General features: G+C 59.2%; 21 protein-coding genes. 17 read left to right on the forward strand and 4 right to left on the reverse strand.

Annotation, left to right across the window (positions count from 1 at the left end):
• The first annotated feature begins 7 nt into the window (after positions 1-7).
• Positions 8-388 carry a hypothetical protein gene (locus RA28_RS04725; RefSeq protein ID WP_039525817.1) on the forward strand — a complete coding sequence of 127 codons (381 nt, stop codon included), beginning with the start codon at positions 8-10 and terminating at the stop codon, positions 386-388.
• On the opposite strand, the gene RA28_RS04730 is transcribed toward RA28_RS04725, so the two are convergent.
• Positions 385-1566 carry an NAD(P)/FAD-dependent oxidoreductase gene (locus tag RA28_RS04730; RefSeq protein WP_039524149.1) on the reverse strand — a complete coding sequence of 394 codons (1182 nt, stop codon included), beginning with the start codon at positions 1564-1566 and terminating at the stop codon, positions 385-387. The two genes, RA28_RS04725 and RA28_RS04730, sit on opposite strands and share 4 nt — an antisense overlap.
• 280 nt (positions 1567-1846) lie before the next feature.
• Between RA28_RS04730 and RA28_RS04735 the strand changes: the two genes are divergently transcribed.
• Complete coding sequence (locus RA28_RS04735) at positions 1847-2890, forward strand: Hint domain-containing protein (protein WP_039524151.1); 1044 nt, start codon at positions 1847-1849, stop codon at positions 2888-2890.
• 46 nt (positions 2891-2936) lie between these two features.
• Here the strand turns inward: RA28_RS04735 and RA28_RS04740 are convergent, their stop codons facing one another.
• Entirely contained in the window at positions 2937-3293 is a 357-nt protein-coding gene (locus tag RA28_RS04740; RefSeq protein ID WP_241481062.1) for a hypothetical protein, read from the reverse strand.
• Between the two features lie 249 nt (positions 3294-3542).
• Here RA28_RS04740 and ftsW point away from each other — a divergent pair, with 249 nt between their 5' ends.
• From ftsW to RA28_RS04820, 15 genes are all read left to right on the forward strand, one after another.
• The gene (gene ftsW, locus RA28_RS04745) at positions 3543-4706 is read left to right on the forward strand and encodes a putative lipid II flippase FtsW (protein ID WP_039524155.1); all 1164 of its coding nucleotides are present in this window, start codon (positions 3543-3545) and stop codon (positions 4704-4706) included.
• Positions 4706-5803 carry a UDP-N-acetylglucosamine--N-acetylmuramyl-(pentapeptide) pyrophosphoryl-undecaprenol N-acetylglucosamine transferase gene (locus tag RA28_RS04750; protein ID WP_039524156.1) on the forward strand — a complete coding sequence of 366 codons (1098 nt, stop codon included), beginning with the start codon at positions 4706-4708 and terminating at the stop codon, positions 5801-5803. The genes ftsW and RA28_RS04750 overlap by 1 nt, the downstream gene beginning before the upstream one ends.
• Positions 5800-7206: a UDP-N-acetylmuramate--L-alanine ligase gene (gene murC, locus RA28_RS04755; RefSeq protein WP_039524157.1), complete on the forward strand. Its 1407-nt coding sequence runs from the start codon at positions 5800-5802 to the stop codon at positions 7204-7206. Before RA28_RS04750 ends, murC begins: the two co-directional genes overlap by 4 nt.
• Before the next feature lie 3 nt (positions 7207-7209).
• A complete protein-coding gene (locus RA28_RS04760) occupies positions 7210-7458 on the forward strand; it encodes a DUF2484 family protein (protein WP_039524158.1) in 249 nt (82 codons plus the stop codon).
• Positions 7455-7697, forward strand: coding sequence for a DUF2484 family protein (locus tag RA28_RS04765; protein WP_039524159.1), 243 nt, complete (start codon positions 7455-7457; stop codon positions 7695-7697). Before RA28_RS04760 ends, RA28_RS04765 begins: the two co-directional genes overlap by 4 nt.
• Positions 7698-7736: 39 nt before the next feature.
• Positions 7737-8663, forward strand: coding sequence for a UDP-N-acetylmuramate dehydrogenase (gene murB, locus RA28_RS04770; protein WP_039524160.1), 927 nt, complete (start codon positions 7737-7739; stop codon positions 8661-8663).
• Between the two features lie 107 nt (positions 8664-8770).
• On the forward strand, positions 8771-9688 hold the full coding sequence (locus RA28_RS04775; RefSeq protein ID WP_039524161.1) for a D-alanine--D-alanine ligase: 918 nt from the start codon (positions 8771-8773) through the stop codon (positions 9686-9688).
• Entirely contained in the window at positions 9676-10683 is a 1008-nt protein-coding gene (locus tag RA28_RS04780) for a cell division protein FtsQ/DivIB (protein WP_082029722.1), read from the forward strand. The genes RA28_RS04775 and RA28_RS04780 overlap by 13 nt, the downstream gene beginning before the upstream one ends.
• Before the next feature lie 7 nt (positions 10684-10690).
• Entirely contained in the window at positions 10691-12025 is a 1335-nt protein-coding gene (ftsA, locus tag RA28_RS04785; RefSeq protein WP_039525824.1) for a cell division protein FtsA, read from the forward strand.
• Positions 12012-12428: a hypothetical protein gene (locus RA28_RS04790; RefSeq protein ID WP_039524163.1), complete on the forward strand. Its 417-nt coding sequence runs from the start codon at positions 12012-12014 to the stop codon at positions 12426-12428. The genes ftsA and RA28_RS04790 overlap by 14 nt, the downstream gene beginning before the upstream one ends.
• Positions 12429-12779: 351 nt before the next feature.
• Positions 12780-14393, forward strand: coding sequence for a cell division protein FtsZ (gene ftsZ / locus RA28_RS04800; protein ID WP_039524167.1), 1614 nt, complete (start codon positions 12780-12782; stop codon positions 14391-14393).
• A 214-nt stretch (positions 14394-14607) separates the two neighbouring features.
• The gene (lpxC, locus tag RA28_RS04805) at positions 14608-15528 is read left to right on the forward strand and encodes a UDP-3-O-acyl-N-acetylglucosamine deacetylase (protein ID WP_082029723.1); all 921 of its coding nucleotides are present in this window, start codon (positions 14608-14610) and stop codon (positions 15526-15528) included.
• 125 nt (positions 15529-15653) lie between these two features.
• The gene (locus RA28_RS04810) at positions 15654-16517 is read left to right on the forward strand and encodes an outer membrane protein assembly factor BamD (protein WP_039524171.1); all 864 of its coding nucleotides are present in this window, start codon (positions 15654-15656) and stop codon (positions 16515-16517) included.
• A gap of 36 nt (positions 16518-16553) precedes the next feature.
• Complete coding sequence (recN, locus tag RA28_RS04815) at positions 16554-18203, forward strand: DNA repair protein RecN (RefSeq protein WP_039524173.1); 1650 nt, start codon at positions 16554-16556, stop codon at positions 18201-18203.
• 90 nt (positions 18204-18293) lie between these two features.
• Positions 18294-19979: a chloride channel protein gene (locus RA28_RS04820; RefSeq protein WP_039524175.1), complete on the forward strand. Its 1686-nt coding sequence runs from the start codon at positions 18294-18296 to the stop codon at positions 19977-19979.
• A gap of 3 nt (positions 19980-19982) precedes the next feature.
• Here RA28_RS04820 and RA28_RS04825 read toward each other — a convergent pair whose 3' ends face one another.
• Both RA28_RS04825 and RA28_RS04830 read right to left on the reverse strand, forming a co-directional pair.
• Positions 19983-21350: a DUF3179 domain-containing protein gene (locus RA28_RS04825; RefSeq protein ID WP_039525827.1), complete on the reverse strand. Its 1368-nt coding sequence runs from the start codon at positions 21348-21350 to the stop codon at positions 19983-19985.
• Positions 21351-21468: 118 nt separating this feature from the next.
• A complete protein-coding gene (locus tag RA28_RS04830; RefSeq protein ID WP_039524177.1) occupies positions 21469-21930 on the reverse strand; it encodes a DUF4177 domain-containing protein in 462 nt (153 codons plus the stop codon).
• Positions 21931-21988 lie beyond the last annotated feature (58 nt).

Genomic DNA, 21988 nt, shown 5'->3' on the forward strand with positions numbered 1-21988 from the left:
CGAGGTCATGACTATGCCGTACCGTAAATTCGCTATGATTTTGCCTGCCCTTCTGGTTGCAGGCGCCTGCACCAATACGGGTGCCAACTATCAGCCCGTTATCGATGGCCCCGTTGGGCCGAACTACAACAACGACCTGCTGCAATGTCAGCAACTGGCCGCGTCGCAGGCGAGCGTTGACGGGTCAACCGCGGGTAATGCCGCAATTGGCGCGGCCGGTGCAGCGGCGACCACGGCGATCATCCAGGACAGCAGCGACAATCTGGGTCGCGCTGCCGCAGCAGGTGCCTTGATCGGCGCGGGCGCGGACGTGATCTCGAAGAACCAGAACAAAGAAGTGATCGTGCGCAACTGCATGCGCGGACGCGGTTATAACGTCGTCGGCTAACGGTTTCTGGCAATAGCCGTTCCAGCGGCGTGGCCTGACGACCAGGCCCACTGGAAGTTATAGCCGCCCAGCCAGCCGGTGACATCAACCGCTTCACCAATGACATAGAGGCCAGGGACATCCTTGGCCTCCATCGTTTTTGACGACAACCCATCGGTCGAGATACCGCCCAATGTAACTTCTGCCGTCCTGTAACCCTCGGTCCCGGACGGGGTGAGTTGCCAATTGGACAGCGCAGCGGTCAGGTCACCAAGGGCACCATCGGATTGGTCTGCCAAATTGCCGTGCATCGGGATATGTAGGCTTAGGAAATCGACAAGCCGGCCGGGCAAATGACGGGCCAGTTCGGTTCGCAGGGCTTTTCGCCCACCGACATGACGCTGCTCACGCAGCATGTCGAACAGGTCCAGATCGGGGATCAGATTGACGTGGATCGTTTCCCCCTCAAGCCAGTAGGACGACAGTTGCAGAACCGATGGTCCGCTAAGCCCGCGATGGGTGAAAAGCAGCGCTTCGTCAAAACTGGTGCGCTGGTTCGACAGCCGTACGGGCAAAGATACGCCGGACAGGTCTTTGAACTTTCCGTCCGAGAATGTGAACGGCACCAACGCCGCGCGCGTGTCCGTCACCTGCAGGCCGAATTTGCTGGCGATATCGTAGGCCAGCCCCGTGGCCCCCATTTTGGGGATCGACTTGCCCCCGGTGGCCAGCACAAGATTGGCGCAGGTCAGGCTGTGTCGTTGGCCCTCGCGGTTGACCTCAAGCGTGTATCCGGTTTCCGTTTTGCCAAGGTCTTTCAATTCGGTTCGGACCCACAAGTCGGCCCCGGCTTGCGACATTTCGGTCAACAGCATCTGGATGATCTGTTTGGACGACCGGTCGCAGAACAGTTGACCCAATGTCTTTTCGTGCCACGCTATGCCGTGGCGCCCGACCAGATCGACAAAATCCCACTGCGTATAACGCGCCAGGGCGGATTTGCAGAAATGCGGATTCTGCGAAAGGAAGTTTTCGGGGCCTGAATGGATATTGGTAAAATTACAGCGACCGCCGCCCGAGATTCGAATTTTCTCGCCCGCAGCTTTTGCGTGGTCAATCACAAGGACGCGCCCGCCACAATGCGCGGCGCACATCATTCCGGCGGCTCCGGCGCCAAGGATGATTGTATCGTAATTCATGCGAAAGCCATTGGCGCGGTTTTTCCCCGATGGCAAGCCGGGCTCGGTCGGCGTAGTTTCGCTTGCGGCTGAAAAACGGCACCTAAAAATCGCATCTTTTCTCAATTGAGCAGGCAAATTTCGGTTTCATTTCATCTGTTTGGATCAGATGGAACAGCACCGGTTGGATTTATGCACACGCAAATCCGTTGCTGTTGACCAATTCCTGCTTATTCCAATAGTCTTTTTCGACCCTGAGGACAGGGAACGGCCTAGTTTGAGTTTGGTGGAGTTTTCCCCGATGCCATCGACGATTTTCGGTGCACTGCGTAGCAACACGACACTGACGGATGCCGGAGCTTCGACCACGGTTGTCGGGTCCGTTTTCGAAATCTCTGCCTACAGCCAGATCACCGTCGAAGATGGCGCTGACGGAACGGTGTTCGAAGGCGACAGCGTTTCGAACGAAATCGGGAACGACCCTACTCAGACTTTGGATGACGAAATCATCTTTTGGGACTTCACGGTATCGGTCACTGACGGCACCAATACATATCAGATCGCGCTGTTCGATTATGATCTCAACGGGGATGGCGACTCGATTGGTGTCGATGCTGAGGACGGGTATTTCATGGCCTTCATCGGCGCGATACCACCGCTGGATACGCCGCTTGAGATTACGGCAATCATCAACAACGGGCAGAGCATTGATGTTGATACTGTTGTGCCTTGCTTTGTTTCAGGCACCGGTATTCAGACACCGACAGGGACACGCGCCATAGAAACGTTGAAAGCTGGCGATCTGGTCAACACACTGGATAGCGGCCCGCAGATTATCCGCTGGATTGGGTCCAGAACGTTGGACAGTATCGATCTTGCGGTCAAGCCAAACCTTCGCCCGATCCGGTTTTCCAAAGGCTCGCTTGGCGAAGGGTTGCCCGAAAAAGATCTGCTGGTATCGCCGCAACATCGAATGCTGGTGCGGTCACAAATAGCCTCAAGGATGTTTGCAAAACGGGAAATCCTGATAGCGGCGAAAAAGCTTGTTGGGATGTCTGGTGTTTCGGTGGACGCCTCCGTTGCGCAAGTCACGTATCACCACATCCTGTTCGATCGGCACGAAGTGATTTTCGCAGAAGGCGCGCCGTCAGAAAGCTTGTTCACCGGACCCGAAGCGCTCAAGAGTGTCGGCGATGCGGCAGTCGCCGAGATTCAAGACCTTTTCCCGGAAATCCTGACCGAAAACCATGTACCGCAATTGGCACGGCTGGTCCCGGCCAAAGGCGTGCAGGTTCGTACATTGGTGGAAAGGCACAAGAAGAACCGAAAGCCCCTGGTATCCTGATTGACGGGCTAGACGAAGACGGGCGGAAATCGGGAACCTTTATGGACTAACTTGGTGTGTCTGCAAATGGTTCGGCGACGATTTGGTGATCGTCTTCATAGACGACATAGCCGACCCGATCGGACCGCAGCGTTTCAATCACATACCCGTTCTCAGCAAGCAGCGCGATTAATTCATAGGACTTGGACAGCGCCTCTGACGCGTTGGGTTTGAACCAGCTCAAGCCGCGGGTATCTCGGTGAAATGCGCCTTTCGATTTTGAGCTGTTGAAACGGGTCGGGACCGCCAGGTGCTCGCGGAACCACTGCAACAAATGCTCAAGACGCGCTTGGGAATACGGATCCAGCGTCTGTGCCTCGTTCAGTTCGTAGGCAGCGCAAAAGAAGCCGCTTCGGGCGGCCATTCCGACAACGGGATCGGGGCACACAAATCTCACAAACATTCGGCGGCGGCTTTCACACTGAATTACCGGGCGTGTATTTTAGCTGAATTGCCGCGTCAGGTGTCAACTGCGAGGTCGTCCGGCACCACGGATGCTACGTGAAATCCCCCTGTTACGCTCATTCCGCTGGCCCAAACGCAAAAATCGCGGTAGAGTCTTTTTGAGACCCCGAAAACGGGGCGGTAACGAGGCAGATAGTGGCGGTATCTCATGACTGAGATGGTGTATGGCGCGGTCCAGGACCAGCGCGGCGAACCGATTCTACCAAAGTGGTGGCGGACGATTGATCGCTGGAGCATGTCCTGCGTCCTGATCCTGTTCGTGATTGGATTGCTCTTGGGCCTTGCTTCATCGCCTCCTTTGGCCGGTCGCAATGGGTTTGATCCCTTCCATTATGTCGAACGGCAGGCGCTGTTTGGCGGGCTGGCGCTTTTGGCAATGCTGCTGACCTCGATGATGTCGCCTGTTTTGGTACGGCGTCTGGCCGTGTTGGGATTTCTGGTTTCCTTTGTCGCACTGGCTTTTCTGCCGGTTTTCGGCACCGACTTTGGCAAAGGTGCGGTGCGCTGGTACTCGCTGGGCTTTGCTTCGCTGCAGCCGTCCGAGTTTTTGAAACCCGGTTTCGTTGTTGTTGCTGCGTGGCTTCTTGCCGCCTCGCAAGAGATCAACGGCCCGCCGGGGCGCCTGTGGTCGTTTGCGCTTTGTATGGCGATTGTTGGCATGCTGGTCGTGCAACCCGATTTCGGGCAAGCGTGCCTGATCCTGTTCGCGTGGGGTGTAATGTACTTCGTCGCGGGTGCACCCATGCTGCTGCTGGTGGGCATGGCCGGTGTCGTGGTTCTGGGCGGGATGTTCGCCTATTCGAACTCCGAACACTTTGCGCGCCGGATCGATGGTTTTCTCAATCAGGAGGTCGACCCGACAACACAGCTTGGCTATGCGACCAACGCAATCCGCGAAGGTGGGTTGTTCGGCGTAGGCGTCGGTGAAGGGCAGGTGAAATGGTCATTGCCCGATGCGCATACGGATTTCATCATCGCCGTCGCCGCCGAAGAGTACGGCCTGATTTTGGTTCTGATCATCATCGCGCTTTATTCGATCATCGTGGTACGCTCGCTGCTGCGCCTGATGCGAGAGCGCGACGTGTTCATTCGTCTGGCAGGCACCGGTCTGGCGTGTACCTTCGGTGTGCAGGCGATGATTAACATGGGCGTTGCGGTCAGACTGCTGCCCGCGAAGGGCATGACGCTGCCGTTTGTCAGCTATGGCGGCTCTTCTCTGATTGCCGGCGGTATTGCGGTCGGGATGCTTTTGGCATTTACCCGGGTGCGCCCGCAGGGCGAGCTCGGCGACATTCTGCGCGGACGGGGCTGATGAGCAAACCTTATCTTCTCATTGCGGCGGGCGGCACCGGGGGGCACATGTTCCCGGCGCAGGCATTGACCGAGGCGATGCTGAACAAAGGGTGGCGGGTGCGCCTGTCCACCGACGCGCGCGGCGCGCGTTACACCGGCGGCTTTCCTCACTCGACCGAGATTGTCGAGGCGTCCTCGGCCACGTTTGCGCGCGGCGGATTGGCCGCCAAGGCGATGGTCGGGCCAAGGATCGCTGGCGGCGTGTCCAGCATGACGTTTCAGATGCTTCGGGACCGGCCGGATGTGGTTGTGGGTTTTGGCGGTTACCCTTCGATCCCGGCGCTGGGTGCCGCAACTTTGCTAAAGCTTCCACGTATGATCCACGAGCAGAACGGCATTCTGGGTCGTGTCAATCAGGTGTTCGCGACGCGTGTCGCACATGTGGCTTGCGGCGTCTGGCCCACGGATCTGCCCGAAGGCGCGGATGGCGTCCACACGGGCAACCCGGTGCGGGCGTCTGTTCTGGATCGGGCGGCCGCCGGTTATATACCTCCCGGTGATTACCCTATGTCGATTCTGGTGATGGGGGGATCGCAAGGCGCACGTATTCTCAGCGACGTTGTGCCGGGTGCGATTGCCGCTTTGCCGGAAATGTTGCGCGGGTTCATTCGCGTGTCACATCAGGCAAGAGAGGAAGATGGCGAGCGTGTCGCCGCCATGTACAGCGAATACGGCATCAATGCAGATGTGCAGCCGTTCTTTCAGGATGTACCGCGCCGTATGTCCGAGGCACAGCTCGTGATCAGCCGGTCCGGCGCGTCCAGCGTCGCCGACATCTCGGTCATTGGTCGTCCATCGATCCTGATCCCATTTGCTGCCGCAGCCGGTGATCATCAGACTGCGAATGCACGCGGGCTGGTTCAGGCGGGCGGTGCCATCATGATACCGGAAAATGCCCTTGACGTTTCTGCGCTGACGCAGCAAATCACCGCAGTTCTGACCAACCCCGAAGCCGCGCAAAATATGGCCCATGCAGCCTTGGCGGCAGGGGCGCCTGACGCGACCGAGCGTCTGGTGGCCCTTGTCGAACAGCTGGCGCAGAAGGAGACCACATGAATCCAGCAACCAAACTGCCGCAGGACGTTGGACCGATCCACTTTGTGGGCATCGGCGGGATCGGGATGTCGGGTATCGCCGAGGTGCTTTTGAACCTGGGATACAGGGTGCAGGGGTCTGACCTGAAGGCTTCCAAGATCACCGACCGTTTGGCCGATTTGGGTGCCGAAATCTTCGTCGGCCAACGGTCTGAGAACCTGGAAAACGCGGCTGTGGTCGTCGTTTCGACCGCAATCAAACCAGGCAACCCCGAGTTGGACGAGGCCCGCGCCCGGGGCCTGCCCGTCGTCCGCCGGGCTGACATGCTGGCCGAATTGATGCGTCTGCGCTCGAATGTCGCCATCGCGGGAACGCATGGCAAGACCACGACCACCACGATGATGGCTGAATTGATGGTGGCGGGGGATTTCGACCCGACGGTGATCAACGGTGGGATCATTCACGCTTACGGATCGAACGCCCGTATGGGGCAGGGTGAGTGGATGGTGGTTGAAGCAGACGAGTCCGACGGCTCGTTCAACCGCCTGCCCGCGACGATCGCTATTGTCACCAATATCGACCCCGAGCATATGGAGCATTGGGGCGATTTCGACACCTTGCGGGATGGATTCTACGAGTTCGTTTCGAATCTGCCGTTCTATGGTTTGGCCGTCTGCTGCACCGATCACACCGAAGTGCAGACGCTGGTGGGCCGGATCACTGACAGGCGCGTCAGGACATATGGCTTCAACGCTCAGGCGGATGTGCGTGCCCTGAACCTGACGTATCAGGGCGGGGTCGCGCATTTTGATGTCCACCTGCAATACGAGGACACCATGATCGAGGGTTGCACTCTGCCCATGCCCGGTGATCACAACGTGTCGAATGCGTTGTCTGCCATTGCCGTGGCCCGCCATCTGGGTATGAAGACCTCGGAAATCCGCGACGCGCTGGCCAATTTCGGAGGCGTCAACCGCCGCTTCACCAAGGTCGGAGAGGTCAGCGGAGTCACCATCATCGACGATTACGGCCACCATCCCGTAGAAATCGCCGCCGTGCTGAAAGCCGCCCGGCAGGCGACCGAAGGTCGTGTCATCGCCGTGCACCAGCCGCATCGGTATTCGCGTTTGTCAAACTTGTTTGACGACTTCTGCACTTGCTTCAACGACGCTGATGTTGTTGCCATCGCCGAGGTGTTTGCCGCAGGCGAAGACCCGGTTGAAGGTGCCTCGCGCGATGACCTTGTGCAGGGCTTGATCCGTCACGGGCATCGTCACGCGCGCGCCATACTGAACGAGGAAGATCTGGCGCGCCTTGTCCGCGAACAGGCGCGTCCGGGCGACATGGTCGTGTGCCTTGGCGCCGGTACGATAAGCGCTTGGGCAAATGGCTTGCCGGATCGATTGCTTGCCAAGGCGGGTTGACCGGTGGCGCTTTCGCTGATCCTGGCCTGCGCATGGGTGCTCGCCGCGACCGTTGTCGCGATGCTGCCGATGCGTATGCAATTCCCGCCCGGTCTCTTACTGCTCTTTTGCGCACCTGCTTTGATCGTCTGGTTGGGATACGATTTCGGCTGGTTTGTTTCGCTGCTTGCTTTTGGCGGCTTCGTCTCGATGTTTCGCAACCCAATTCGTTATTACTGGCGTAAATGGACCGGCAAGGAGGTTCCGAAATGACGTTGTCCCTTGCCCTTGCCGGTCTTTGGGGAGTGATTGCCAACGTACTGGCGATGATCCCAAGCAAAGACAACCACTGGACCCGTGCTTATTTCCTGATCGCCGTAGGTGTACCCATTCTGGGCTATGTCACTTATGAAAACGGGCCTTGGATCGGTCTGATCGTCCTGGCAGCGGGGATGTCTGTTCTGCGTTGGCCGGTGATTTATCTGGGGCGTTGGCTGCGGAAAAGGATCTGACGCATTGCCATCCAATTCTGAATCCGCGATCAAGCGCTCATGACCACACTCCCAACACCACGCGGCAAACTCACCGAAAACCGGTCTCTCGACGACCTCACATGGCTCCGGGTTGGCGGCCCTGCGGATTACCTGTTCCAGCCCGCTGATACCGAAGACCTGCAGACCTTTCTGCGCGACCTGCCTGCCGAGGTCGCGGTCTTCCCGATGGGCGTTGGCTCGAACCTCATCGTGCGCGATGGCGGGTTGCGGGCCGTGGTGATCCGGCTCGGGCGCGGGTTCAATACCATTTCAATCGACGGCAACACCGTCACCGCAGGCGCGGCGGCGCTGGATGCGCATGTGGCCCGCAAGGCGGCGGATGCTGGCGTGGACCTGACCTTTTTACGTACCATCCCCGGCTCGATCGGCGGAGCGGTGCGGATGAACGCGGGCTGTTACGGCAGCTACACGGCGGACGTACTGCAAACCGCCACCATCGTCACAAGGTCGGGTGAACTGGTTGAACTCACGCCGAAACAGCTCAATTTCCGCTACCGCCAAACCGACCTGCCCGAAGGCGCGGTGCTGGTCTCGGCCACGTTCAAAGGCCCGCCCGGTGAACCCGTAGAGCTGCATGCCCGCATGGCGGCACAGCTGCAAAAGCGTGACGAAACCCAACCCACCAAGGACCGAAGCGCCGGGTCGACCTTTCGCAATCCCGCCGGGTTTTCCTCGACCGGCAAGGCCGATGATGTCCATGATCTGAAGGCTTGGAAGGTGATCGACGATGCCGGGATGCGCGGGGCGACCCTCGGTGGCGCGCAGATGAGCCCCAAGCACCCGAATTTCCTGATCAATACCGGCTCTGCCACCGCCGCTGACCTCGAAGGTCTCGGTGAAGAGGTGCGAAAAAAGGTTTACGAAACAAGCGGCATCACGCTAGAATGGGAAATCATGCGGATCGGTGATCCGCTGACAGATTAAAGCCGCGACCGTCAGACCAAAACAGGCAAATTCAGGCGACGGATCAAAGGCATAAGCGGATACGGACCATCACATAAGGTCCGGGGACATTGAGGCGCACATTGGGTATGTCGAGCAGGACAAACCCCAAAGTGGCGGTATTGATGGGTGGCCCCTCGGCGGAACGCGAGGTGTCTCTCAGCAGCGGGCGCGAATGCGCAGCCGCCCTCAGGGGAGAAGGCTTTGAAGTGGTCGAGCTGGACGCCGGTCCCGACCTCTACGCGCGCCTGTTGGACATCAAGCCCGATGTGGTTTTCAACGCCCTGCATGGCCGCTGGGGCGAAGACGGCTGCGTTCAGGGCCTGCTGGAATGGATGCGCATCCCCTATACGCATTCCGGGGTGCTCGCCTCGGCGCTGGCAATGGACAAGCAGCGCAGCAAGGAGATTTACCAAACCGAGGGCCTGCCGATCGTGCCCAGCGTGATCGTCCCCAAGGTCGAAGTGGTCGAGGTTCACGTCATGGAGCCGCCTTACGTGGCCAAGCCCAATAACGAAGGGTCCAGCGTCGGCATCTATATCGTCCACGAAAACGCCAACGGACCGCCGCAACTGGACGACGAGATGCCCGATCAGGTGATGGTCGAGAAATACGTGGCAGGCCGCGAACTGACGGTGACCGTCATGGGCGACCGCGCCCTAACCGTGACCGAGATCATGACCGATGGCGGCTGGTACGACTATGACGCCAAGTACAAGCCCGGCGGGTCGTGGCATATCCTACCCGCCGACATCCCGCAGGACATCTTTGACCGCTGTATGGATTACGCGCGTAAGGCGCATGATGCCTTGGGCTGTCGCGGGGTGAGCCGCACCGACTATCGCTGGGATGACAGCATGGGCGCGGACGGGCTGTTTCTGCTGGAAACAAATACGCAGCCGGGTATGACGCCCACATCGCTGGTGCCCGAACAGGCCGAGCATGTCGGCATGACCTTCGGCCAGCTCTGCGCGTGGATGGTGGAGGACGCCTCATGCGACCGCTGACCGCCACCCGCGCACCGGTCATCCACCGGACCAAGGCTCTGGCCGGGCCGGACGCGGAGTTCCATTCCGCTTCGGACGCCTCGCCTGACGCGAAACCAAAAATGCGCTTGCGGGGTTTTGGAAGGTTCGGACGCCGTTCAGGACGCAGTGATCCAACGCCTTCGCGTCTCAGCTACCGCTTCCAGCGCCTGATGCTGACGCCGGGATTTCGCAAGGGGCTGAGGCTCGGTCTGCCGGTGATCCTGATCGCAGCAATTGTTGGCGGATTTTTTGCGTCTCAGGACCGGCGCGATGCGGTCGCAACGTATGTGGCGGGTATCAAGACGTCGATCCAGGAACGACCGGAATTCATGGTCAACCTGATGGCCATTGACGGGGCCGGAACGGGTTTGTCCGAGGACATCCGAGAGGTGGTGCCACTGGACTTCCCGCTCAGCTCCTGGGATCTGGATGTCGAACTGATCCGCGACACGATAACCGGTTTGGACCCCGTCAAATCCGCCACTGTGCGCATCCGTCCGGGCGGCATTCTTCAGATTGACGTTGTCGAGCGCCAGCCGGTGATTGTCTGGCGAAATCGCGATGGAATTGAGTTGCTGGACGAAACCGGCGCGCATGTGGACCGGATCGCAGCACGGGCCGATCACGCAGACCTGCCGCTGATCGCGGGCAGGGGCGCAGACAAGCAAGTCCCCGAGGCGTTGGAAATCCTAACAACGGCCCGCAGTCTCGGACAGCGTGTGCGCGGTCTTGTTCGCGTGGGTGAGCGGCGCTGGGATCTGGTTCTGGATCGCAAGCAGCGGATCATGTTGCCGACGGAACGCCCTGTAAGAGCGTTGGAGCATGTTTTGGCCGTGAACGAGGTTCAGGACCTTTTGGAACGTGACGTGGCGGTTGTGGACATGCGCCTTGGACAACGACCGACGATCAGAATGAACAAAACCGCCAGCGACATCTGGTGGAACACAAAAGTTACACCAAGTGACGGGCAGTAAGACTATGATGACCGACCTCTACCAGTCCCAACGCGCCATGCGGCAGATGCGCAGGCAGGCGATGCAACGGGGCGTTGTCGCCATTCTGGATGTGGGCAGTTCCAAGATCGCCTGTCTTGTTCTGCGGTTTGATGGCACTGGGCGGTTGAGTGATGATAACTCGATCGGGTCGATGGCCGGTCAGACCGGGTTCCGCGTAATCGGCGCGGCGACCACCCGCTCGCGCGGCGTGCAGTTCGGCGAAGTCAGCGCGATGCAGGAAACCGAGCGTGCAATTCGCACAGCCTTGCAAGCTGCGCAGAAAATGGCAGACATTCGGGTGGATCATGTGATCGCCTGTTTCTCGGGCGCCAACCCGAGGTCTTACGGCCTTGACGCACAAGTCGATCTGGAAGGGCAACTGGTCACCGAGGCCGAGGTCGGGCGTGTCCTGAACGCCTGCGACGTTCCGGATTACGGCGTCGGGCGCGAAGTCTTGCATGCACAGCCAGTGAACTTTGCGCTGGACAACCGTTCAGGCCTGATAGATCCGCGCGGTCAGCTGGGCCAATCGCTGGCCGTCGATCTGCACATGTTGACGGTGGATGCTGTGGCGATCCAGAACATCGTGCGTTGTATCAAACGCTGTGATCTGGAGTTGGCTGGGATTGCGAACTCGGCCTATGTGTCGGGCATCTCGGCCCTGGTCGAAGACGAGCAGGAGTTGGGCGCGGCCTGCATCGACATGGGCGGCGGCACCACCAGCGTGTCGATTTTCATGAAGAAACACATGATTTACGCCGATTGCGTCAAAATGGGCGGCGATCACGTGACCAGTGATATTTCGATGGGGCTTGGCGTGCCCGCTGCGGTGGCCGAGCGGATCAAGACCTTCAATGGGGGGGTCCATGCAACAGGCGCGGATGACCGCGACCTGATTGATATCGGCGGCGACACCGGGGATTGGGAGCATGATCGCCGGACCGTCAGCCGGGCCGAACTGATCGGTATCATGCGCCCGCGGGTCGAGGAGATTCTCGAAGAGGTCCGCACCCGATTGGATGCAGCCGGGTTTGATCACCTTCCCAGCCAGCAGATCGTTCTGACCGGGGGCGGCAGTCAGATCATGGGGCTGGACGGGTTGGCAACCCGCATTCTGGGCCAGCGTGTTCGTCTGGGTCGCCCGCTACGTGTCCACGGTCTTCCCCAGTCGGCGACAGGACCCGGGTTTTCCTCGGCAGTCGGGCTAAGCTTGTTTGCTGCGCATCCGCAGGACGAGTGGTGGGACTTTGAAATTCCGGTCGACACCTATTCGGCGCGCCCGTTCAAACGGGCCGTGCGTTGGTTCCGTGACAACTGGTAAAGCAGTAACCGCCGCTATCCTGAGTGCGTTTTGGGCAACTGCTGCGCCGGCGCAATCGCGGATATCGCCCGAGGCGTTCCTGGCAGCGGTCGAGGGCAAAACCGTCGACTTCCACGAAATCCGCAGCGGCGAACTGGTCGGCACAGAGCAGTTCCTGAGCCCGTCGCTCTCGGTCTGGCGGCAGCAAGGGAAGGGCTGCGTATACGGGCAGATCACCACACCGGATGGTCAGGTTTGCTTCCTGTATGACGACGACCCGGACGGCTTGCCCGTTTGCTGGTGGCCCTTTGAATACGAAGGGCGATTGCTTGTACGGCTATCGACGTTTGCCGACGCCGAGATACAGGAGGTCCGCCGGATCACAACCGACAGTTTGAACTGTCCAAGTGCGCCAACCAGCTAAAGAATTGGGTTGCGTGGACCGGAATTATCCCTAAAACTATCCACAGGGCCCGAAAGAGGCTTGGCGGCAGGACCAGAGCAGTTTTCCGCGATCAAAGATCAAATTTGTCTGATGTGGCGCGTTGCTGGCAGTGTCGCGCGGAATTGCCTTGCGTTGTGCGAAACTTTGCTTGCACCGCTACATGTGGCGCGGTCTGCGAAATGCCGCTGATTGCTGCCATAATTCCTCCATATTTTGCGGTTTCCAGCCATTTTTGGCGTGACGTTTGTGGAATTCAGCAGTAGAATCAAGGGCGGATAGGTCAGAAAAACACCGCGTTTCGCGGCAACATATAAAACAGGCGGACAGAGCATGACATTGAATCTTTCGATGCCCGGGCACGAAGAATTGAAGCCACGGATTACGGTATTTGGCGTTGGCGGGGCAGGTGGAAACGCCGTCGACAACATGATTGCAAAACAACTGGACGGCGTTGAGTTCGTGGTCGCGAACACCGACGCGCAGGCGTTGCAGCAAAGCAGCTCGTCGGCGCGTGTTCAGTTGGGCGTGAAAGTTACCGAAGGTCTGGGCGCGGGGGCTCGTCCAACCGTCGGTGCCGCAGCCGCAGAAGAAAGCATTGAACAGATCGTCGACCATCTGGCCGGCGCACATATGTGCTTTATCACCGCCGGTATGGGCGGTGGCACCGGCACCGGGGCCGCGCCGATCATCGCGCAGGCGGCCCGTGAACTGGGCGTTCTGACCGTTGGCGTCGTGACCAAACCCTTCCAGTTCGAAGGGGCCAAGCGGATGCGTCAGGCCGAAGACGGTGTCGACGCGCTGCAGCAGGTGGTCGACACGCTTATCATCATCCCGAACCAGAACCTGTTCCGGTTGGCGAATGAGAAAACCACGTTTACCGAGGCGTTCTCGATGGCCGATGATGTGCTCTATCAGGGCGTCAAGGGCGTGACCGACCTGATGGTTCGTCCCGGCCTGATCAACCTCGACTTTGCCGATGTCCGCGCGGTGATGGACGAGATGGGCAAGGCCATGATGGGCACCGGTGAGGCCACCGGCGAAGACCGCGCCATCCAGGCGGCTGAGAAGGCCATCGCCAACCCGCTGCTGGACGAGATCAGCCTGAAGGGCGCCAAGGGCGTTCTGATCAACATCACCGGCGCACATGACCTGACCCTGTTCGAACTGGACGAGGCCGCAAACCGCATCCGCGAGGAAGTGGACCCCGAGGCCAATATCATCGTTGGCTCGACCCTCGATACCGAGATGGAAGGCGGCATGCGCGTCTCTGTCGTCGCGACGGGGATTGACGCAACTGATGTGCAATCTGACGTGCCTGTCGCGCGCCGTTCAATGTCAGCCCCGCTGACGCGGACGGTATCGGCTGAAGATTCCGCCGAAGAGCCGGTGCAAGAGGTCGCGGCCGAAGCGAGCGTGGATGAAACAAACATTGCGCCGACACTGTTTGAATCCATCGAGGACGTCGAACTGAAAGAAGGATGGCACGACGAACCTGCAGCAGTGGCCGAGCAAGACGATGGCCTGCCGCCGCCTGCTTATCAACCGCAGGTCGCCGAGTTTGAGCCGCGCCCCGAACCCGAAGAACCGGTTGCTGAAAGCTATGTCGCACCGCGCGCCCCGGCGCCCGGAACACCGTCCCCGGCCGCCATGCAGCGGTTGCAGGCGGCGGTTCAGAAAGTTCCGTCTTCGGGGCAGCGTATGCGCGTTTCGCAGACCCCGGAACCTGCGCCTCAGGCACAGCCTGAACAGGAAGAACGGCCGCGTTTCGGGTTCAATCGCCTGATCGATCGGATGACCGGTCACGCGGCGGATACACCCGCGCAACCGCCGCGTCAGCAGCCGGCGATGCGGGCATCCGACGCAACGGCACCTGTTCAGGATGAGGTCGATCCGGATCAGGAGCGTATTGAAATTCCGGCCTTCCTGCGGCGCCAAGCCAACTGAACACGGTAACAAAATCCATTTCCAGAGCCGCCACCGGGCGGCTCTTTTTCATTTAAAAATAACTCTTTGAGCGGCTGTAAGCAGGGTTTTGCCGATCTGTCACAATCATGTTTCATTCAGTTGCAAAGAGTGAGTTGAGCCCAAGCGCGCCGTTCCTTAACTGATTGTTCAACACAGCCACTGCCAGGCTGGACGCCGCTCTCTGAGGTTCAATTTGCAACATACGCTCAAATCTTCGGTCACGTTTACGGGCGTCGGGCTCCACAGTGGCAAGCCCGCAAGGATGGTTCTGAAGCCTGCCGCGGCAGGTCACGGGATCTGGTTCAAGCGGACTGACATCGAATTGGGCAACGCATTGATCCCGGCGATTTACGACGTCGTCGAGCGGACACCTTTGTGCACAAGACTGATCAACGACGCAGGCGTGTCGGTCTCGACCGTAGAGCATATAATGGCGGCTCTTGCCGGGTGCGGAATTCATAACGCTCTGGTCGAGATTGATGGACCCGAAGTTCCGATCATGGACGGTTCTTCGATCGAGTTTGTCCACGGCATTATGGCCAAGGGCGTCAGGCGCCAAGCCAGCCCGGTCCTGGCCTACGAGGTTCTCAAGCCGGTGACGGCGTCCCGCGAGGGCGCAAGCGCGTCGATCGCACCTGCTGATGGGCTGGTGATCGAGTTCCATATCGACTTTGAAGACAAGGCAATCGGGAACCAGACCAAAGTTCTGGATATGCGCAATGGTTCGTTTGCGCGAGAGCTCTGCGACAGCCGGACATTCTGCCGCCGCATCGATGTTGAAACGATGCGCGAAAACGGTCTGGCCTTGGGTGGTACGTTGGAAAACGCGGTCGTTGTACAAGGCAGCGAAGTGCTGACTCCGGGCGGGTTCCGCCATGAGGACGAAGCCGTGCGTCACAAGATGCTGGATGCTCTCGGCGATCTGTATCTGGCCGGTGGCCCGATTCTGGGTCACTTTACGGGCGACAAGTCTGGCCATGCCATGACCAATACGCTGCTGCGCAAACTGTTCGAAACACCAGGGGCAGTGCGGCCTGTGCTGTGTACGCCTGAACAGGCAGCGCGACTGCCGGGTCAAGGGCTGGTGCGCAGCGAAATCCCGCAAGTTGCGTGAACAGATCAACTCTGACGACATTTCCGCAAGACAGCGCATAAGGCGTTTTGCACCGGAATTTTATGTGCTAGACCAAGGCCGATCCGGGGTAAGCCCCGCTTGGTAAGACGACAAGGATGTGCGGTATGGTTGGCAGCAAAGCGGCAGTCAGGTTCGCGGGAGCGATTCTTCTGGCAGCAACTTTGACGGCATGCGGCAACGGGGGTGGCCTGTTTGGCAGGACCGGTGCGGATCGTTCACAAAACCTGGAAGGGTATACGCCCGAGCAAATCTATACGCGCGGCGAATTCGAGCTCTCGCAAAATCGCTCGGACGATGCGGCATGGTATTTTTCCGAGGTCGAACGCCTCTATCCCTATTCCGACTGGGCAAAACGCGCGTTGATTATGCAGGCGTTTTCGTTCCACACGGACAAGAATTACGAAGAAAGCCGCGCGGCAGCACAGCGGTATATCGATTTCTATCCCACGGACGAAGATGCGGCCTATGCCCAGTATCTTTTGGCGCTCAGCTATTACGACCAGATTGACGAGGTTGGCCGCGATCAGGGGCTGACTTTTCAGGCTTTGCAAGCGTTGCGCACCGTGATCGAAGTCTACCCTGACAGTGAATACGCCACCTCGGCCATTCTGAAGTTCGATCTTGCGTTCGATCATCTGGCCGGCAAAGAGATGGAAATCGGGCGCTACTACCTGCGTCAGGATCACTATACGGCGGCTATCAACCGATTCCGGGTTGTTGTCGAAGATTTCCAGACCACGTCACACACAGCCGAGGCCCTGTATCGTTTGGTCGAAGCGTATTTGTCGCTTGGGCTGTTTGATGAGGCGCAATCGGCGGGCGCTATCTTGGGATACAACTACCAGTCGTCGGTGTGGTACGATGATGCCTATACCTTGCTGACGTCTCGGGGTCTCGACCTCAAGAGCAGCGGCAACAACTGGCTCAGCACGATTTATCGCCAGACCGTCAAGGGTCAGTGGTTGTAATCGCCGTGGCGTTGGCCTTGGGACGCTGACGATCCGATGCTTCGTGCGCTTGATATCCGCGACATGCTAATCATCGACCGGTTGGAGCTGACTTTCCAACCGGGGTTGAACGCGTTGACCGGTGAGACCGGTGCCGGCAAGTCGATCTTGCTCGACTCATTGGGCTTTGTTCTGGGCTGGCGTGGGCGCGCCGAACTTGTGCGGCAAGGTGCGGCACAGGGCGAAGTGATCGCAGAGTTCGAGTTACCGGATGGTCATCCCGCACATGACATTCTGGCCGAAGCAGGGTTGCCCGGCGGCGATGAACTGATCCTGAGGCGGATCAACACGGCGGAAGGGCGCAAGACCGCCTGGGTCAATGACCGCCGTTGTTCGGGCGAGGTTCTGCGCGCACTTTCAGAGACCCTGATTGAACTGCACGGCCAGCACGATGATCGGGGCTTGTTGAACCCGCGCGGGCACCGCGCCATGCTGGACGAATACGCGGGGGCACGTGATTATCTTGCTGCCGTACGCCTGGCCTGGTCGAACATGGCGCAGGCCCGGAAGGCCCTGAACGAAACCGAAGCCGCACTGACAGCCATGCGGGCCGAAGAAGAATTTCTGCGCCACGCCGTTTCAGAACTCGACCAGTTGGACCCTCAACCGGGTGAGGATGCCGAACTTGATGCACGTCGCCGGATGATGCAGGGGGCCGAGCGCATTCGCGATGACGTCGCGCGCGCGTTTGCGCTGCTGGGCGGTGATGGGGCCGAGGGCGCTATGAGCGACTCTTTACGCTGGCTGGAAGGTGTTTCGGACAGCGCTGGCGGTCAGCTGGAAGAGCCGATTGCAGCGCTTGGCCGGGCCATGATCGAACTGGGTGAGGCTCAGGATGGCGTGAACGCCTGCCTGCAGGCGCTTGATTTCAATCCGGCGGAACTCGAAGCCGCCGAAGAACGCCTTTTCGCCATCCGGGCGCTGGCCCGCAAGCATGATGTGGCCCCCGACGATCTGGGCGGATTTGCCGAAACGCTGCGCGGCCGATTGACCCGGCTGGAAGCGGGCGATGCGGATCTGGCGGATCAACGCGCAGCCGTTGAGGCGGCACAAACGGCCTATGACGCTGCCGCAGAGGAACTCAGCCACGTGCGGCGCGCGGCGGGTGATCAATTGGATTCGGCGGTCATGGTAGAGCTTGCGCCGCTAAAGATGGAACGCGCCGTGTTCAAGACCGAAATCACGCAATCCGATCCGGGACCCGAGGGCAGGGACGCGGTTGCCTTTACGGTTGCCACAAACCCGGGTGCCCCGTCCGGGCCATTGAACAAGATCGCCTCGGGCGGAGAACTCAGCCGGTTTTTGCTGGCCCTCAAAGTCTGCCTGACCGGGTCTGACAGTGCGCGTACGATGATATTTGACGAAATTGACCGTGGTGTCGGGGGCGCGACTGCGGACGCGGTTGGGCGGCGGCTGGCCGCTTTGGCGCAAGGCGGGCAGGTCCTGGTCGTTACGCATTCACCGCAAGTCGCTGCGCGTGCCGCGCACCACTGGCGGGTTCAAAAGCATGTGACAGATGGCCAGACCCTTTCGACCGTTGTGCCGCTGGCTGACCCGGATCGTGTGGATGAAATCGCCCGAATGGTGGCCGGGGACACCATCACGGACGAGGCGCGCGCAGCAGCAAGGGCCCTGTTGCACGCCTGAAACACTTCGTGCCGTCACCGGAGTGTCATGCATCTTTTATATGATCGCTCCGTGGCTTACTAAGGATCAAGAGGTGATCCCCGTAGGCCCATGACCCAGTCAACCCGCACCGTTCTGCGTAACCAGTTCAATCAGGCCATGGCCGCGTTAAAAGATGCATGGCGGGTTATGCGGCGGCGCGGTCCAAGTCAGATACAATTCTGGTTCATTGCGCTTGCGATTGGAGTCGCCGCGGGCTTCATGGCGCTTGGGTTTCGAAAGGGAATCCGGGCGTTGCAAGCCTATATCTACGACACTGAAGACATTCTGCTGCTGCACACGCACGCGGAAAAGCTGCCATGGGTTTTGATCCTGATCACGCCGATCATTGGCGGTTTGCTGGTCGGCATCATCCTGCACAAATACACCGATGACGGGCGCGTCAGATCCGTTGCGGATGTGATCGAAGGGGCAGCGGTAACCGATGGCCGCGTCGAAACCAAAGCCGGGATCGCATCCTTCTTCGCGTCGCTCATAACCCTCAGTACCGGAGGATCGACGGGCCGCGAAGGGCCGGTGGTACACATGGCCGGTGTAATTTCGACTTGGGTCAGCAATCGCATCCATGCGGACGGCATCACAGGGCGCGATCTGCTGGGTTGTGCGGTCGCGGCAGCCGTTTCGGCCAGCTTTAACGCCCCAATTGCAGGCGCGCTTTTCGCGCTTGAGGTTGTTCTGCGCCACTTTGCGGTGCACGCCTTCGCCCCCATCGTGATCGCGTCGGTCGCCGGGACCGTGATCAACCGTCTGGAATACGGTGACGTGACCGAATTCACGCTACAGACGCCGGGATCGCTGCAGTTTTATGTCGAGTTGCCCGCCTTTTTGATCCTCGGACTGATCTGCGGGTTGGTTTCCCTGGTGCTGATGCGCTCCATCTTCTTTGCCGAGGACATTGGAACACATATCCAGAACCGACTGTCTTTACCGCGTTGGCTGCGACCGGCTGTGTCCGGCGCGATGCTGGGCGCGTTGGCGGTTTGGTTTCCGCACATTATCGGCGTGGGATATGAAACGACCATTCGTGCGCTGACCGGCGATCTGGTTCTGACGACCGCGATCGTGTTTGCGGTGATCAAAACCGTAGCTGTGGCAATTACGATGGGCGGGCGCATGGGCGGCGGCGTATTTTCCCCGTCACTGATGATTGGCGCGTTGACCGGGCTCGCCTTTGGTTTGATCGCCACGGGCCTGCTGCCTGATGTTTCGGGAACCCATACGCTTTATGCCTTTGCAGGTATGGGTGCGGTCGCAGCCGCAGTCTTGGGTGCGCCGATTTCGACCACGTTGATTGTGTTTGAGCTGACCGGGGATTGGCAGATTGGCCTTGCAGTGATGGTTTCGGTTTCGATGTCGACCGCGCTCGCCTCGCGGCTTGTCGATCGGTCTTTTTTCCTGACGCAACTGGAACGTCGCAATGTGCACCTTGCCGCGGGTCCGCAAGCATATCTGTTGGCCATGCTGCGCGCCGGTGCCGTAATGCGCCCAATCGGTGATGCCCGATCACTCACCAAGCAAGAGGCGCAAGTTCTCATAGATCAGGGGCTTTGCGTCAAAGCCAGCGCCACGCTGGAAGCGGCAATGCCATATTTTGATCGTGACGATATTCCTTGCATTCCGGTCGTCATAGTCGGTGACGATGGTTGTGAGACCCCGGTTGGTGCACTCTACCACGTTGATGCGCTCAAGGCGTATAACCGGGCGTTGGCTGCGACCGCAGCCGAGGAGCATTCCTAGCCCCTAGCCACCATAAACACTGGCCGCATCGCCAAGATAATTGTCCCATGCAAACCAGTATGAGATGTGACCGGCCACGCGTGGAAGCTCTGAGCCGTCTGGTGCGACCAAAGCCTCTTCGGTCAGCCGCCACTTCTGACCCGATTGATCCAAAAGCCCACCGTCGGACACCGTGAACCGATGCGATCCGCGCTCGTAGGCACGCACAGCGCGTTTGTCCGCATTGCCGATCAACACCAAGGGCCGGTTGGCAATCGCATCGTTGATTACATGTGTTCGGGTGAAGGCGTCCAATGGCCATGCCCGGGCCGCGCCGAATTGACGAATGGCAAAGACGTAGTCCTTTTGCCGATGCTGTGATTGATCGACCACAGCAGGAAACATCAACGCGCTGGATGCAAAGTAGTCACGGTAGACCACGCCCGAGCCGTAATTTCTGCGATGTCCAGTGTTTAACGACAGCACCTTGGTGTTTGGATGCGAGGTTTTCCAGCTATCCCAGGTCGTTATGACCACGGGCTTTTGCTTTAATTCAATTCCACTGTTGACCAGCGGGCCGACGACCGGCTTGCCGGTATATTGGTTCCAAAGAGAGTGGGTTTCGCGATCAAACATCAGTTTGTTTGACCGATACAAGAACCCCGACGACCCAAAGACCAGCGGTTTGCGTCGTCCTGAAACCTGCGTTTCAAACAGGATACCCGATCCGCAAAGCGTGCAATAGGCCAGCGCAACAGGTACGCCGCCAATGACCTCGTTGAACATCTCGTGCCAACCCATAATGCGCAGCGGATAGGCGCGTTCGTCCCCGTTGATCGCCACACCAAATACAAGATCGTCACCCCTGAGGTAATCCGCACGCGATGCAGAAATCAGCGCCGGATTGTCCAGCGACGGGATGCCGTCTTTGGAAACGCCGCCCCAGGCAATCTCCTCCAGCCGGATTTTCATTTTGTCGGGCTGCAGGTATTTAGGCCGCAGGAAGACAGCAAAGTTTTCGTCTATTCCCAGAAGGACCTCGCGTTTGAACGGAATGAGTGATGGGTGGGGCGTGATCTGGGGATTGCGTTCCTGCCACAGCATCCACTCGAACCAATCGGTGCCCAGAGATTGGCCCGCCAGCGCATCCATCACCTCGGCGATCTTCTTGTCCCTGCGACTGGCGTAACGCATCGCGGTCAGCAACGCAGGGACAACATCCGCATTGCCCCTTTGCCGCAGGTAAGACATTCCTTCCTCGAATTCGGTCGACGTTCCGAACAAGGTGGATCTGAGTGCGCCCAACACGGGATCCTGCTGTGCCCAAAGTGCTCTGGGCAGCCCGAGCGCAAGCCCCAGCCCTGCTGTAAATTCGCGGCGTGAAATAGTCATGGCACCCTCCCACATGTTTACATGCAGAATGTGCCAGCTTTTTCGCTCACATTCACACCACAGTGCCGTGACCGAAATCAGAAGGCCGCAGGGGCCGACCAACGCTCCTTACGGGAATTCAGGTTTTTGCATCCTTGGCGTCCTGCTCTTCGCCCGGAACGCTTTCTGTGTCTTTCAACGTAAGCGGCGGGTCTTTGACCTCTGCCGCGATCGGCGCAGGCGCGGTTACCTGCGTTTCCTGCGTGGGTTCTGGCAGAACCTCCTCTGGTCCAGGCACCGGTCGCGCCAACGGCACATCTTCGGGTTCCGCGATTTGAGCGGCTGCGTCTGGCTCTGTCGCGGCCTCAGCCAAGACACGGCGAAACACAAGAACATTTCTCCAGTTCACAGCTGATCCGGTCAGTCCGGTGCGTTCCTCGCTGGGCAGCAACTCGGCGCGCTGATATTCCCACCCGTCTTGTCCCATTTTGTTCAGAAGCTGTTCGACGGAATTGGCGAACCGCCCCTCTGGGGTTTTGACGCCCTTGGCCTTGGTACCCTTCTGAGGAGCGGGGACAACTTTGTATTCGTAGCGCGGCATCAATCGGTCCTGACTGTTTCGTCCCGGCAAATTAACATTTTGAACCGCGTGTAAAAGC

It is taken from the genome of Ruegeria sp. ANG-S4 (assembly GCF_000814005.1).
Lineage (GTDB): Bacteria > Pseudomonadota > Alphaproteobacteria > Rhodobacterales > Rhodobacteraceae > Ruegeria.